11 protein-coding genes are annotated in these 13,725 nt (G+C 55.4%); 8 read left to right on the forward strand and 3 right to left on the reverse strand.

Going from position 1 to position 13,725, the window contains the following annotated elements; translation table 11 throughout:
* Positions 1 to 25 precede the first annotated feature (25 nt).
* Positions 26 to 1,336, forward strand: coding sequence for an ATP-dependent protease ATP-binding subunit ClpX (clpX, locus tag ACK4IR_RS07020; protein ID WP_409873675.1), 1,311 nt, complete (start codon positions 26 to 28; stop codon positions 1,334 to 1,336).
* Positions 1,337 to 1,377: 41 nt separating this feature from the next.
* Here clpX and ACK4IR_RS07025 read toward each other — a convergent pair whose 3' ends face one another.
* Positions 1,378 to 2,097, reverse strand: a complete 720-nt coding sequence (locus tag ACK4IR_RS07025; RefSeq protein WP_409873676.1) for an SDR family oxidoreductase — start codon at positions 2,095 to 2,097, stop codon at positions 1,378 to 1,380.
* A 162-nt stretch (positions 2,098 to 2,259) separates the two neighbouring features.
* Here ACK4IR_RS07025 and ACK4IR_RS07030 point away from each other — a divergent pair, with 162 nt between their 5' ends.
* From ACK4IR_RS07030 to ACK4IR_RS07045, 4 genes are all read left to right on the forward strand, one after another.
* Positions 2,260 to 6,957: a translocation/assembly module TamB domain-containing protein gene (locus ACK4IR_RS07030; protein WP_409873677.1), complete on the forward strand. Its 4,698-nt coding sequence runs from the start codon at positions 2,260 to 2,262 to the stop codon at positions 6,955 to 6,957.
* A gap of 286 nt (positions 6,958 to 7,243) precedes the next feature.
* Positions 7,244 to 7,921 (forward strand): bifunctional demethylmenaquinone methyltransferase/2-methoxy-6-polyprenyl-1,4-benzoquinol methylase UbiE, encoded by a 678-nt coding sequence (gene ubiE / locus ACK4IR_RS07035; RefSeq protein ID WP_409873678.1) that lies wholly within the window; start codon positions 7,244 to 7,246, stop codon positions 7,919 to 7,921.
* 191 nt (positions 7,922 to 8,112) lie between these two features.
* Positions 8,113 to 8,604, forward strand: coding sequence for a universal stress protein (locus ACK4IR_RS07040; RefSeq protein ID WP_409873679.1), 492 nt, complete (start codon positions 8,113 to 8,115; stop codon positions 8,602 to 8,604).
* A 1-nt stretch (position 8,605) separates the two neighbouring features.
* Positions 8,606 to 9,193, forward strand: coding sequence for a tRNA-(ms[2]io[6]A)-hydroxylase (locus ACK4IR_RS07045; RefSeq protein WP_409873712.1), 588 nt, complete (start codon positions 8,606 to 8,608; stop codon positions 9,191 to 9,193).
* 2 nt (positions 9,194 to 9,195) lie between these two features.
* Here the strand turns inward: ACK4IR_RS07045 and ACK4IR_RS07050 are convergent, their stop codons facing one another.
* The gene (locus ACK4IR_RS07050; protein ID WP_409873680.1) at positions 9,196 to 9,876 is read right to left on the reverse strand and encodes a hypothetical protein; all 681 of its coding nucleotides are present in this window, start codon (positions 9,874 to 9,876) and stop codon (positions 9,196 to 9,198) included.
* A 197-nt stretch (positions 9,877 to 10,073) separates the two neighbouring features.
* On the opposite strand from ACK4IR_RS07050, the gene rpe reads away from it, so the two are divergent.
* Complete coding sequence (gene rpe, locus ACK4IR_RS07055) at positions 10,074 to 10,769, forward strand: ribulose-phosphate 3-epimerase (protein ID WP_409873681.1); 696 nt, start codon at positions 10,074 to 10,076, stop codon at positions 10,767 to 10,769.
* Here the strand turns inward: rpe and thiO are convergent.
* Entirely contained in the window at positions 10,744 to 11,859 is a 1,116-nt protein-coding gene (gene thiO, locus ACK4IR_RS07060; protein WP_409873682.1) for a glycine oxidase ThiO, read from the reverse strand. The genes rpe and thiO overlap by 26 nt on opposite strands.
* A 176-nt stretch (positions 11,860 to 12,035) precedes the next feature.
* Here thiO and ACK4IR_RS07065 point away from each other — a divergent pair, with 176 nt between their 5' ends.
* Together ACK4IR_RS07065 and thiL are read left to right on the forward strand one after the other, a co-directional pair.
* Positions 12,036 to 12,545 carry a TIGR02652 family protein gene (locus tag ACK4IR_RS07065; RefSeq protein ID WP_409873683.1) on the forward strand — a complete coding sequence of 170 codons (510 nt, stop codon included), beginning with the start codon at positions 12,036 to 12,038 and terminating at the stop codon, positions 12,543 to 12,545.
* Positions 12,546 to 12,547: 2 nt separating this feature from the next.
* Positions 12,548 to 13,534, forward strand: a complete 987-nt coding sequence (thiL, locus tag ACK4IR_RS07070; protein WP_409873713.1) for a thiamine-phosphate kinase — start codon at positions 12,548 to 12,550, stop codon at positions 13,532 to 13,534.
* Positions 13,535 to 13,725: the final 191 nt, after the last annotated feature.

A 13,725-nucleotide genomic window follows, 5' to 3' on the forward strand; every position in this document is an offset into this window, starting at 1 on the left:
CGACGTGCAACCCTAGAGGTTCCCTATGGCCAAATATGATACCCACCTCAAGTGCTCCTTCTGTGGTAAGTCACAGGAACAGGTGCGTAAGCTGATCGCGGGCCCTGGGGTCTATATCTGTGATGAATGCGTCGAACTGTGTAATGAAATCCTCGATGAGGAATTGGCCACCGTTACTCCTCGTCGAGAACCCCCACCGTCGCGATCGCCCCGCAGTACACCCCGCAGTCGCCCCCTCAGTCAGGTACCCAAGCCTCGGCAAATCAAGGAATTTCTTGATAAGCACGTAGTCGGGCAGCACGAAGCGAAAAAAATCCTGTCGGTTGCCGTCTACAACCACTACAAGCGCCTGAGCCTCCTCGATGGCGATCAACGCGGAGATGACAATGTCGAACTGCAAAAGTCCAACATTTTGCTGATTGGACCGACGGGTTCTGGCAAGACCCTCCTAGCGCAGACGTTGGCGAAGCTCCTCGATGTTCCCTTTGCTGTTGCCGATGCCACTACCCTCACAGAAGCGGGCTATGTGGGGGAAGATGTGGAAAATATCCTGCTGCGGTTGCTGCAAACCGCCAACATGGATGTGGAGGAAGCGCAACGGGGGATTATCTATATTGATGAGATTGATAAGATTGCCCGTAAAAGTGAAAATCCCTCAATTACCCGTGATGTTTCTGGGGAAGGGGTACAGCAAGCGCTACTGAAGATGCTGGAGGGGACGATCGCCAATGTGCCGCCGCAGGGAGGTCGCAAGCACCCCTACCAAGACTGCATTCAAATTGACACGACGAATATTCTCTTCATCTGTGGTGGTGCCTTTGTTGGCTTAGAGAAAACGATTGAGCAGCGGGTGGGCAAAAAAGCGATGGGCTTTATCCGCGATGGCGAACCCCTCCCTAAGGAAAAACGCTCGGCGGATATTCTCAAGCAACTGGAACCCCACGATCTGGTGAAGTACGGCATGATTCCGGAGTTTATCGGCCGTATTCCGGTGGTGGCTGTGCTAGAGCCGCTGGATGTGGCCGCCTTGGCAGAGATCCTCACCCAGCCTCAGAATGCACTCCTGAAGCAGTACCAAAAACTAATGCGCATGGACAGTGTGGAGTTGCGCTTTGAACCGGCGGCGGTGGAGGCGATCGCCCAAGAAGCCTACCGTCGGAAGACCGGTGCCCGTGCCCTGCGGGCCATTGTTGAAGAGATCATGCTGGATGTGATGTACGAATTGCCCTCCCGCAAAGACCTGCGCGAATGTACCATCACCCCCGAAATGGTAGAAAAACGCTCCACGGCTGAGTTGCTCCTGCATCCTTCTTCCCTACCAACACTGTCGGCGTAAGGGGCGATCGCCAGCACACCCTGCTCAGCTCCGTTGACCTCCTAAAAGAAAACGTGGCTATCGGGCATCAAGCTCAACTCAAGGGGAACTGCATGGGCATCAGTCTCTAGGGTAGCGCGGATGAAGCGGGCAACAGTGGCCGGTTGCAGCAGTTTTTGGCGATCGATCTTGAGACCGATCGCATCCCAAAAGGGGGTATCCACACCGCCAAAGTAGAAAAGACTAAAACGAATGCCGTAGCGCTTGAGTTCTTCCGCCATGCATTTGCTGAAGCCCACGACCCCGAATTTGGCAGCACAGTAGGCGGAGGCCATGGCCATGGAATGCTTACCGAGAATGCCGACAACGGTGCAGATGTGTCCCTGCTGCTGCTCCTTCATCAGTTCGGCGGCCTGTTGGGTGGTGTAAAAGCAGCCCTTAAGGTTTAGGTCTAACAGCTGATCCAGCTCAGCTGCCGTAATTTTTTGGTAGGGCTTGAGCAGGCCGGCTCCCGCTGCATTGATCACGACATCGAGTCGTCCCTGCCGGCTGCGAATGGCTTGCATCAATTCACTCACTTGCGCCGGTTGGGTAATGTCGCAGGGCTGAATCTGTACGGTTACGGAGGAGGGAAGCTGCTCTGCCAAGGCTTGCAGGCGATCGCCAGAGCGGGCGGCCAATACCAACCTAGCGCCTGAGTTTTTCAGTTCATTGACAACCGCTTGACCGATGCCACCGGTGGCACCTACGACCAACACAACCCGATCTGTGAGCACACGCATCTGTTACATTTCTTCACGTTCACCCTTTTATCCTAGCGTTTCTTGAATCCACGAGAACCTGCCGGCGGCTTGCGACATCCAATTTAGAAAGACGGGTCTTTGTTTTGCGTATTAGGATTAAGCCGTTGGGCTTCTTGCCTAGGTGTGACGGAGTTGGAGTCAATGACGCAGCAACCACACCCCCCCTCTCATCCTTGGTATAGCTGGTTGGGCTGGAGGGTTTTTATGGGAGCGATCGCGGGCAGTGCATGGGCGTGGTGGTTTATCAGCTATGAACTGGCTCCGCAAATTGCTCAGCAACTGCAAGAGCGGCTCAACCGACCGGTGAGCTTGGGTAACGTGCAGCAGGTCGGCTTAAATTTCATTCGTTTCGGGCCATCCTCTGTTCCCGGTTACTCCCGCGGGGAAGGCAACCCCGAATTGGACAATCTGTTCATCAGCCACGTTGACGTGTCCTTTAATCCTTGGCAAATCGTCATTCGTCAGCCCCTAGATATTGAGGTGACACTGCATCAGCCCCAATTCACGGTGGTTCAGGATGCCCAAGGGCGCTGGTGGCGCACGCAATTGCAGTGGCCAGAGGAGGAACCAGCCTTTTTCCAACTGAATCAGCTCACGGTGAAGGTGCACGAGGGTTCTGTTTTGATTCAACCCTTTCGGCGTCGAGCCTACCTGCTGCGTCAAGTCCATGGCCGTTTGACACTGAAGCCCGATCGCCAGAATTTTGCCCTCGAAGGACAAGCAGAAGGGCAACTAGGCGGGGGTGGTCAATGGCGATTGCAGGGAGACTGGAACCAAGCCCAAGAATCAGGGCAACTGGATTTGCGCTTCCGCCGGATTCCCCTTGCTCTAGGGAATGAGATTCTGCCGCAGACAATTCGTGTCCAAGGGGGCCAACTGGAGGGACAAGTGCGGCTCACTCTGCCCTTGGCGGAAACTCCTGCCGTTACGGGTCAAATTTGGTTGCGGGATGGTCGGCTGCGCACGGCTTTTGTACCCCAAGATATCAAGGGATTACACGCCCATGTGCAATTACAGGGCAATCAGGCAAAGCTCCACTATTTGCGGGGGGCGATCGCCAATGTCCGCTGGCAGGCTGAAGGTACCGTTAGTCCCGAAAGCGGCTGGAACATTGAAGCGCAAGTGCCGAGGTTTGATCTTGCCCCTACCCTCACCGCGTTGCAGATTACCCCCCCTGTTCCCCTGAGGGGTCAAGTGGAAGTGCCAACCCTTCGCTTGCAGGGAGATCTGGAGAATCCCCAAATCAGCGGTGAACTGCGCAGCCAAGTGTCGCTTCAAGTGGATCAACTACAACTGCAACAGGTGCGGCTGCCTTTTGTGGCATCCCTTGATCAAGGGGTGAGACTCATGAATGTCCGCGCTCAGTTAGCGGATGGGGGTGAGGTTCAGGCAACGGTAGGGATACAGCCGACAGGGGAATTTCGCGGTCAGGCACAAGTGCAGCAGGTGAATTTGCCGGCGATCGCCCGCCGCTATGATGTGACTCCGCCCATCTCCCTAGGGGAAGGTTTTGCGCAGCTGGACTTTAGCGGCAATCTGCGTACTCCAGAGGCTTGGCAGGCTAAGGCGGCCTTTCAACTGCCGACGGCTCAGTATCCACTGCGGGGCACCGCCCACCTGACCCAAAGACAACTGTTTGTTCCTGAGTTTCAAATGCAGTTTTTAGGGGGGAGGCTGCGGGGTCAAGTGCAAGCTGCCGCCGGTCAGTGGCAGTTACAGGCTCAGGCCGAGAATATTCCCCTGCGGCAGTTGCATCAAAATTTACAAGGTCGCCTGAGTGGGCAGGCGATCGCCCAAGGACGGGTGGATCAACTAGCGCTGCCAGCGATTCGAGCCAGTGCCAATCTGCAAGTAGATCAAACCCCCACGGGATCTCCCCTACTGGCACAGGTGAACTGGGATGGCCAGCAACTGCAAGTCCGGGAAGCTACCCTCGGTGCCATTCGCGCCCAAGGAACCATCGGCGTTGATCTAGCGGCTTTAGAACCCACAGATATTCAATTGGGCATCCACGCAAGCAATCTCCCCTTGACTACCTTAAGCACCGTCTTAGCACCGATTCTCCCTGTTCCCCTCACCCTTGCGGGTACTACTTCCTTTCAAGGTCAACTCAGCGGTCGCCTCAACAATCTCCAGTTTCAGGGATCGCTCTTCACCCAAGGCTTGGCAGTGAATGATTTGCACTTTGCACCCCAGCTCACGGGCACGGTCGCCTTAAGCCAACAACAGGGGGCGACTCTCAATCTACAGGGCGGCGGCGATCGCTTGGCGTTGCGTTTGGATGTGGATGGCCTACCCCATTCGCTTGTGCTCCAACGGCAACAGGCGCTACTAATAGGCCAGCGTCAAGGAGAAAACTTTGATCTGCGTCTTCAGCAGTTTCCTGTAGAATCCCTGCGGTTACGTCCTCCAGAATTCCCCGACAATGCCATTCTCGCGGGAGTCGCCTCCGGCGATCTACGCCTGCAAAATTGGACAAGAGGGCAGGGCAATTTTACCGTGGAACGACCGGGGTTGGGGGCATGGCGGGGCGATCGCCTGCAAGCGCAATTTCGTCTGAGTCGCGATCGCCTGACGATTCAATCTGGCCTGTTTGAAAAAGGTGAGGGTCGCTATCAATTTACTGCGGATCTCCAACCCCAACAATTGGGAGCACAGTTGACGATTGCCCAAGGCAATTTAGCAGATTTGACGGGATTGGCGACGGTTCTTGGGATTGGCCAACCCACCGCTCGCGGCACCGCCGCAGATTTGGGCACACCTACCGCCGGGGAAGGCACTCAAGCCCCTCTGCTAACGCAAATTCGCCGCCTTGCTGAAATTGAGATGCTGCAAGCCCAAGCGGCTTTGGTGCGGCGGCCGGAGCTATTGCCCCCCTTGGATCAACTTCAGGGGGTTTTTAATGGCCAAATCAATCTCAGTCAAACCCCGCAATCAGGTCTGGTGGCTAGCTTTGATCTCAAGGGCGCCAATTGGCAGTGGGGGAATTACCGAATTGATCAGTTTCTGAGTCGCGGTCGCTTTGCCCAAAATCAACTGCTGCTGACGACCCTGAATATGCTCGTGAACGGTGGGCAATTAAACGTCAATGGCATTCTTGGCGGCAACCAGCAAAATGCCCAATTGCGGCTAGAGCAATTCCCTGTCAGTCTTGTGGCCAGTCTTTTGCCCCTTGGGGTGGATGTTGAGGGCAAGGTGAATGCCCAAGCAGTGTTGACTGGCTCATGGCAGCAGCCCGTTCTCACCGGTGAAGCGACTCTTGCACAGGGTCGGTTGAATCAACGTCCCCTTGAAGCCGCCAATGCCACATTCCACTATACCCAAAATCGCCTCGCCCTTCAGGCGATCGCCCGCTTGAACACACCAGAACCCCTAACGGTCACAGGTTCGGTTCCCTTGATCTATCCCCTTGACCCGCGACCAGTGGTTGATCCGCACTTAGCCCTAGATGTCAGCCTCAAGGATGAGGGATTGTCGTTGATCAACCTCTTTACCGATCAAGTGGAATGGCAACAAGGAAAGGGGTTGCTTCAAGCCCAACTGCGGGGCACATGGGAAGACCCCATTGTGAATGGTGTTCTTAGTGTGGATGATGCGGTTATTCAAACTCCTGCCTTTGAGGAACCGGTAACCAATCTCAGTGCGCGGGTGCGCTTCGATCGCGATCGCCTGCGGGTGGATGGGATTCAAGGTCTCTTTAGCCAAGGGCAAATTACCATGGCAGGAGTGCTGCCCATTCACACTCCTTTGGCTCCAAATGATCCCGATGCTGCAACACCCCTCACCGCCTCCTTGCGACGATTGCAAGTGAATGCGGGCAATATCTATCGCGGTACAGTAGATGGCACGCTCGTCATTACGGATACGCTCCTGAGTCCTGATTTGGGAGGTAATGTACAACTGAGCCAAGGCCGGCTAGATTTAGGCGCGATCAATGGTTTTGCCAATGACAATGGATTAGCCACTCCTGCCGACAGTCCCTTTGAACCGCTGGCCTTTGACAACTTGGAAATAAATATCTCAGACTCCTTGCGGGTGACGCGATCGCCCGTGCTCAACCTAACGGCCACCGGCAGTTTGACCCTCAATGGCGGCCTCGATAGTCTCCAGCCCGCCGGTAAAATTCGCCTCACTGGGGGACAACTGAATCTGTTTACCACCCTCTTTTTGCTCCAGCAGCGAGCTGATAACTATGTCCTCTTTACCCCTGCCAATGGCTTAGATCCTGAACTCAATCTCACCCTTGCAGCCACTGCCACAGAGGTCTATACCCCCGGCACCGTTACCCGCCTATCGGATTTTGGATCCGTCACAGCCACCAGTGTGGGAACGCTGAATACTGTTCTTATTACTGCCCGCATTAACGGTCGTGCCAGTCAGTTCCAAACCAATTTGCCGGCGGTGCTTGAGTTATCGAGTACTCCCTCCCGCAGCACGACTGAACTCCTGACCTTGATGGGAGGTGGCTCAATCGCCGATCTCAACCAAGTGGGGGGAGAAACAGTGGTGGCTAGTCTCGCCGGATCCGCTCTTTTTAACAACCTACAGGCATTGATTGATCAGGCCACGGGTAACCGCGCCTCCTTTCGGATTTTCCCAGCCGTGGTGCCCCCCGATCGCCAAGCCCAAAGCCAAGCCCCAACGCTTGCCGTGGGGTCTGAACTCGGCTTTCAACTGAATAGCTTTACCTCGGTTTCTCTCTCGCAGTTGCTGACTGCCCCTAGTGATCCCACCCGCTTTAACCTCGGCTTTCAGGTGACAGAGCAGATTCGCCTTGGCGGACAGGTGAGCACCGCCGGTCAGGGCACAGGTTTTCTTGAGTTTCGCTACCGTTTTTAAGGTCGTCTAAAATCAAGCTATCGCCGGCAGGGGGGAAGTCTGCGCCGGAAATTTGCAGCGGCTCTACGCAGTTGCGGCGCTCTTTCCGGGCGGGGGATTTTGGCGCTGCTTTGAATTGAAGGCTGATCGACGCAATGGGATGGGCAAGCCCTCTTGAGGACTGCCGGCAAGATTTCCTACGATGAAGGGGACAGCCGCTGGCAGTAGGTATCGAAACGCATCCTGTTAGCCATTGTGGCGTGAGATGAGCGATTGGCGTCAGCATTGCCGGTGCAAAAGCTAAACCATGACGGATATCCAAGCCCTTTTTGAGCGCATTGCCCCCCTCTACGATCGCCTCAATGATCAATTGAGCTTTGGCCTTCACCATGTCTGGAAGCAAATGGCCGTGGACTGGCTGGAACTGCCTAGAGGGGCAACGGCTTTGGATCTCTGCTGTGGCACGGGGGATTTGAGTCGTCTGCTGGCGCGTCGGGTGGGACGGCAGGGGCGGGTGGTGGGGCTAGACTTTGCTGCGGCACCGCTGGCGATCGCCCGCCAACGGAGTTACCATTACTCCCAAATTGAATGGCTTCAGGGGGATGCCTTGGCTGTACCCTTTGCGGATCAAACCTTTCAGGGCATCACCATCGGCTACGGGCTACGCAACGTGTCAGATATTCCCCAAGCCCTCAGAGAAATGTTTCGGCTGCTTATTCCCGGTGGGCGGGCAGTCATCCTCGACTTTAGCCATCCCCAAACCCCTGCACTCCGGCAATTTCAGCAATGGTATTTGCAACAGTGGGTGGTGCCCACTGCCCGTCAGTACGGCTTGGCGGCGGAGTATGACTATTTGTGGCCAAGTATTCAGGCCTTCCCTACCCCCCCTAGCCTCTGTGAATTGCTTCAAAAAGCGGGCTTTCAGCAGGTCAAGCACTACCCCCTTCTAGGGGGACTGATGGCTATTACGATTGCACAAAAATAAAATGATCTATGTTACAAATGTTAGACTTAAGCCCTCCGGGAATCCTCTAAGCTATAAGTAGAGCCTCTTTCTATAGGGTTGAGCAGGCATCAGCAAAATGAGCTTTTAGGAATTGGGTTTAGTGGCTCTGCGTCATACTCAATGGCTCTGAAAAAGGCTGTAGGCAAATTAGAGGGCATGTGGAGGGCAGTATGTATAAAAAAATTCTTGTTGCAGTTGATGACAGTGAACTCGGAGAACAAGTTTTTCAGACCGCGCTGGATTTGGCACAGCACTATCAAGCCCGCATGATGCTAATTCATGTCCTCTCACCCACCAATGAATCCTATCCTGACCCGATCTTTACCACTCCTTTGGCGTCGGGCGTATATGTGGGACTCCATGAGGAAGTGATGCGTGCCTATGCTGAGCAGTGGGAAAACTTTGAGCAAAAAGGCTTGGATATGCTGCGCAACCTTACCCAAATTGCCACTGAAAAGGGGGTGGCCACAGAATTTACCCAAGCCTTGGGGGATGCGGGTCGTGCCATTTGTGATCTGGCTAAAGATTGGGAAAGCGATTTGATTGTGCTGGGGCGGCGGGGTCTGAAGGGGTTAAGCGAGTTTTTCCTCGGCAGTGTCAGCAACTATGTGCTTCACAATGCCCCCTGTTCTGTGCTCACCGTGCAGCGTCGCCGTGATTGAGATGTCCGTTCGCATGAAGTTCCTTGTGCAGCCCACCCGTTCTGAGTGGGTCAAGCAGGCGATCGCTCACCTAGATACGATTTTGCTGGATCACTCCCACTGTGAGCGCAAAGCTGCTGGCGTTGCCATCAATCTGATGTTTCGCTACCCCTCCCACAAGCCCTTAGTGGATGCCCTAACCGATATTGCCCAAGAAGAACTCGATCACTTTCGCCAAGTCAATCAGCAACTAGAACGCCGCCACATTGCCCTTGCGCCCCTGAGTGCACCCCCTTACGCCTCTCGACTGAATGCTGCTGTCCGCCCACAGGAACCCCAGCGCTTCTTGGATACCCTATTGGTTTGCGCGTTGATTGAAGCCCGCAGTCACGAACGGTTGCAACTGCTGGCTCAGCACTGCCCGGATCGGGAACTGGCGGAATTTTTTGCCAGTTTAGTAACCTCTGAGGCACGCCACTATGGCACCTATTGGTACTTGGCCTATACGTCCTTTGGTCTAGAGGTGGTGCAAGAGCGATTGCAGCAGTTGGCTGCCCTTGAGAGCACGATTCTCAGCACGCCCTATCCCTTGCCCCGAATTCACAGCTAGCCCTAGATTGCCGGTGGTGTTGCCTCTTGGGCAGTGGAGGGCTGACCGACCGTAAGGCGCACGCTTTGGCCAAATTGCTCTAAAACCACTGTGGGTGTGGTGTCGTAGGCATCAATAGAACGCACAATCACATTGCCAGCGATCGTATCCCCCACCTGCACAGTACGGGTAATGTTTTCCTTGGGTGAGAAAATAATTGCTTGGAGGCGGCCATTCACCGCAGCCACACCAAAAACTTTCACTGCTTGAGCATCAACCGGTGGAGGTGGTGGTGGGGTCATAGGTCGGCTGGCGGTACCACCCGTTCCTGCACCATTGCCCACTGCTCTCGGCATCCCATTGGCACTATTTCCCGTGCGGCTAGTATCACCAATTTCGCCGTTGATACCGCCCCTATTTGCAGTTAGTAAGGGAACAGGCTCAAAAGGATTTGGGCGACCGACATTTGTAAGCCCCTCAATGTAGGTTTTGGGGTTGGTGGGTGGGGTTAAGGCGGCAACCGCAGATCCGGCAGCACTGGGTTCGGTGGGTTCAGGTGTCGTCGGAGTTGCTGCGGGGGGAGTAACCGGTTGCTCAGGTTGGGTGGTCATTTCTGTTTCGGTGATCATGAAGCCGCAACCACTCATTACCGAGGTCAGTACCCCGGCTGCAATGGCAATGATCTTGGTGCGCTGTTTCAACATTTTGGTGTCTCACCCGTGCATGATGGTCTGGTGGTGCAGACGTGCTCTTTGTTGCCTACTATAAAATGTACTGTTGGCCGGCAGTGGCTATGCGTAGGCAGTTACCGAAGTGGTCTTCGCGGCGTAGGGTTGCTGTGGGGGCGATCGCTCGGTACACTGAAAAACAACTGTAACGTTATTTACGGAATCAATCGGTCATGAGTGCTAAGCCCGTCGTGATTGCTCCCTCCATCCTCTCTGCCGACTTCAGTCGTTTGGGTGAAGAGATCCAAGCGGTGGATCGGGCGGGAGCCGACTGGATCCATGTGGATGTCATGGATGGTCGCTTTGTTCCCAATATCACGATTGGGCCATTGATTGTGGAGGCGATTCGCCCCTTGACCCAAAAGCCGCTCGATGTCCACTTAATGATTGTCGAGCCAGAAAAATATGTGGCAGATTTTGCCAAAGCAGGGGCAGATATTATCTCTGTTCACGCTGAACACAATGCCTCGCCTCACCTGCACCGCACTCTCTGCCAAATTCGTGAACTGGGCAAACAGGCGGGGGTAGTGCTCAATCCCTCTAGCCCCCTCGAACTCATTGAGTACGTTCTTGATGTCTGTGACCTTGTGCTCATCATGAGTGTCAACCCCGGCTTTGGGGGCCAGAAGTTTATTCCAGCCGTCCTGCCCAAAATTCGGCGGTTACGGCAACTGTGCGAAGAGCGCGGCTTAGATCCATGGATTGAAGTGGACGGCGGTCTCAAGGTGGACAATACATGGCAAGTTCTTGAGGCGGGTGCCAATGCCATCGTGGCGGGTTCAGCGGTCTTTCATGCCTCTGACTACGCTGCCGCGATCGCCGGTATCCGCAACAGTAAACGGCCTAGCCCTGAGTTGGTGACTGCCTAGACGGGGGGTGAAAGCGCTCCCACGAAAAGGCTTTGAGGTGGCGATCGCCCGTCTGGTGCAGGATCAAGTTGGCTATCAACTTTGCTGTAATGGGGGCAAGCAAAATGCCGTTGCGGTGATGGCCTGTGGCAAGGTAGAGATTCGCCGCCGGCCCTTGCCCCAAAATGGGTAGCTCATCGGGGGTAGTCGGACGATAGCCCCACCACGTATCAATCACCTCGTAGCTGGCCAATTCCGGCAGAAGGGCAGTAGCGCGATTGAGCAGGGCTTGCAGACCCGCCACCGTCGTCCCCTCTTGGAACCCCACATCCTCACTGGTGGCACCCACCACCACTTTGCCGGAGCGACGCGGCACCAGATAGATCTGATCGCCGAAGATCACATGGTTTAGCAGGGGTTGCCCCGGCGGCTTCAGTGCCAACATTTGTCCCTTGCGGGGGGTAACGGGTAGGGGAAGGAGGCGTTGCGCCCAAGCCCCTGTGGCCAGAATATAAATCCCCGCAGCCCAACGCCCACGATCGCTCTCTAAGGCGGTGATGTTCCCTTGGGGGGTTTGCTCAAACCGCTGCACAGTAATGCCCTCAATCACCTCGACGCCAAGTATTCGAGCGGCACTCACCAAAACCTTGGCCAAGTTGCACGTATTGACCTGCCCATCTTGGGGAAACCACCAAGCCCCCAGCACACTCTCCGCAAAGCCCGCTTGATAGTTCGCCAGTTCAGCCCCCTCTAGCCAGCGGCTGTCGGATTCCATGGGGTGGGAGCGATCGCGCTGCCGCTCATCGGTGACCGGTGCCAAAATGCCACAGGGCCAGTAGCCCGCATCCATTCCGGTCAATTGCTCCAGCTTGTCAATCCAACTGGGATAGAGATTGCGGCTGGCCGTACACAAATTCCACATAGCGCCTGCGGGTAAGCCTTCGGCTTGGGGAGCCAACATTCCCGCCGCTGCATGGAGAGCGGCTTCGCGAAACTGGCGGCTAAGAACTGTGGGTCGTGCCCCCCGCAATGCCAACTCGATGGCGATCGCCAGCCCCATAGTGCCGCCACCAATAATCAAAATGTCCCGCTGTTCATCCCCAAGGATCATTACTTGATGCTTAATCTCAATTTACACATTTCTTTATCTTGGCATTTGCCACCCCTTAAGGGTAGTCCAAACCACCCATTTGCGGGCGAACGGCGCCTTATTTTTCCCTCCTGAAGTCAACTCGTTATAATAGGGGCGATCGCGGTGGATTTGCTGCCGCTGTGTGGTAATTTTCCATGATCTCATCCGGCTCTCACTACCCGATCTTTGGTCCTGAAATTCGTTGTCCCCACTGTCGGCAAGTCATTCCTGCTCTGACCCTCACCGATACGTATCTGTGCCCGCGCCACGGTCCTTTTGAAGCGGATGCCAAAACCGGGGAATTGATGCATCTGCAATCGGGTCGCATTTGGCGCCTCTGGGAAGGGGAATGGTATCGTCAGCACACCCACCCCGACGGGATTCGCTTTGAAATCCACGATGCCCTCGATCGCCTCTATACCCAAGGCTACCGCGCCACCAAAGTCATTATTGCCGAACGCTATCGTGACCTCTTTTGCGCCTACCTTGAACGCAGTACCCCTTGGCGAGGTTCCACGGATCCACAAATGCTGCGCCTGTTTGGTTTACCCGTTGAGTTTAGCCCCCCCGCCAGCCAAGAGGAGCGCTGGGAGGTAATTAACTTTGATCTGGAAAAAGAACCGGGTACCCCCATCCGCCCCCCCTATTTTCGGATGTTTGACTAGTGATGCGCACCCTCGCCGACTGTGGCGAACTGGAATTGATTGCCCGCCTGCGCCCTTACTGCCACAGGGAATTGATTGGCGATGATGCCGCGGTTCTGTCACTACCCCCCGCTGAACAACTCGTTGTCAGTACCGATGTCTTGGTTGAGGGGGTGCACTTTAGTTTAGGGATGAGCGGTATGCCGGCAACGATGACACCGGTAGATGTGGGGTGGCGATCGCTGGCTGCCAATTTATCCGACCTAGCCGCCATGGGAGCCTTGCCCTTGGGAGCAACCGTGGGTCTAGCGGCACCTCGCAACTGTCCTGTGGCAACCGTTGAGGGCATTTACCAAGGGATGGCGGCCTGTGCTCAAGCCTACGGCACCGGTATTATTGGCGGCGATACCTGCCGCTCTAGCGTTCTCAGTCTCAGCATCACCGTCTTGGGCAGTGCACCGCCAGAACAGATTATTTATCGCGATCGCGCCCAGGTGGGGGATGTGATTGTGGTCACGGGGGTGCATGGTGCCTCCCGTGCCGGTCTGGAGTGCCTTTTACATCCCCAGTGGGCCAGCACCGTGCCCGAAGAACTGCGGCAGGCGTGGATTCAAGCCCATCAGCGCCCCCAACCGCGATTGGATCTTGTGCAATGGCTGCGCCAACAGATGCCCCCGCCGCGTCTTGCCGGTATGGATAGCAGTGATGGTCTGGCGGCGGCTGTCCTGCAACTCTGTCAGGCCAGCGGGGTGGGTGCCGTCCTTTGGGCTGAGCAGATTCCCACCGTGCCCTATGGCGATCGCTCCCAAGCGTTGAATTGGGCCCTCTACGGCGGTGAAGATTTTGAGCTGGTGCTGTGCCTTGCTCCGGAATTGGCTCAGGCTCTCTGTAGGGCAGCAGGTGACCAAGCCGCCATTGTTGGCGAAATTACCCCTGAAACAACAGTGCAACTCAAGCTCAATGGTGACTTATTGCCCCTGCAGCCCGAGCAACTGTTTCAGCACTTTTAGGCAATTGGTGGACGCCGCTGAAGCACGGTGCCGGTCGCTGAGAGGGAGGCCAAGATAGGGTCTAGCCGTCAAGGAATATTACAAAAATTCATAAAGCTTGGGGGCGATCGCCGACAAATCCCCATAAATTTATACATTTCTTAAAAAAATGCCAAGCTACCCCCGAATCGTTCTAATCTAAGTTAGCGCGT

The organism is Thermosynechococcus sp. (assembly GCF_046299635.1).
GTDB lineage: Bacteria > Cyanobacteriota > Cyanobacteriia > Thermosynechococcales > Thermosynechococcaceae > Thermosynechococcus.

What these genes read in the sequence shown, in the direction of transcription:
- ACK4IR_RS07045 (WP_409873712.1), top strand. Translation starts at nt 8,606, where the DNA reads ATGTCCGTTCGCATGAAGTTCCTTGTGCAGCCCACCCGTTCTGAGTGG.
- ubiE (WP_409873678.1), top strand. Translation starts at nt 7,244, where the DNA reads ATGACGGATATCCAAGCCCTTTTTGAGCGCATTGCCCCCCTCTACGAT.
- ACK4IR_RS07025 (WP_409873676.1), bottom strand. Translation starts at nt 2,097, where the DNA reads ATGCGTGTGCTCACAGATCGGGTTGTGTTGGTCGTAGGTGCCACCGGT.
- ACK4IR_RS07065 (WP_409873683.1), top strand. Translation starts at nt 12,036, where the DNA reads ATGATCTCATCCGGCTCTCACTACCCGATCTTTGGTCCTGAAATTCGT.
- thiO (WP_409873682.1), bottom strand. Translation starts at nt 11,859, where the DNA reads ATGATCCTTGGGGATGAACAGCGGGACATTTTGATTATTGGTGGCGGC.
- ACK4IR_RS07050 (WP_409873680.1), bottom strand. Translation starts at nt 9,876, where the DNA reads ATGTTGAAACAGCGCACCAAGATCATTGCCATTGCAGCCGGGGTACTG.
- ACK4IR_RS07040 (WP_409873679.1), top strand. Translation starts at nt 8,113, where the DNA reads ATGTATAAAAAAATTCTTGTTGCAGTTGATGACAGTGAACTCGGAGAA.
- thiL (WP_409873713.1), top strand. Translation starts at nt 12,548, where the DNA reads ATGCGCACCCTCGCCGACTGTGGCGAACTGGAATTGATTGCCCGCCTG.
- rpe (WP_409873681.1), top strand. Translation starts at nt 10,074, where the DNA reads ATGAGTGCTAAGCCCGTCGTGATTGCTCCCTCCATCCTCTCTGCCGAC.
- ACK4IR_RS07030 (WP_409873677.1), top strand. Translation starts at nt 2,260, where the DNA reads ATGACGCAGCAACCACACCCCCCCTCTCATCCTTGGTATAGCTGGTTG.
- clpX (WP_409873675.1), top strand. Translation starts at nt 26, where the DNA reads ATGGCCAAATATGATACCCACCTCAAGTGCTCCTTCTGTGGTAAGTCA.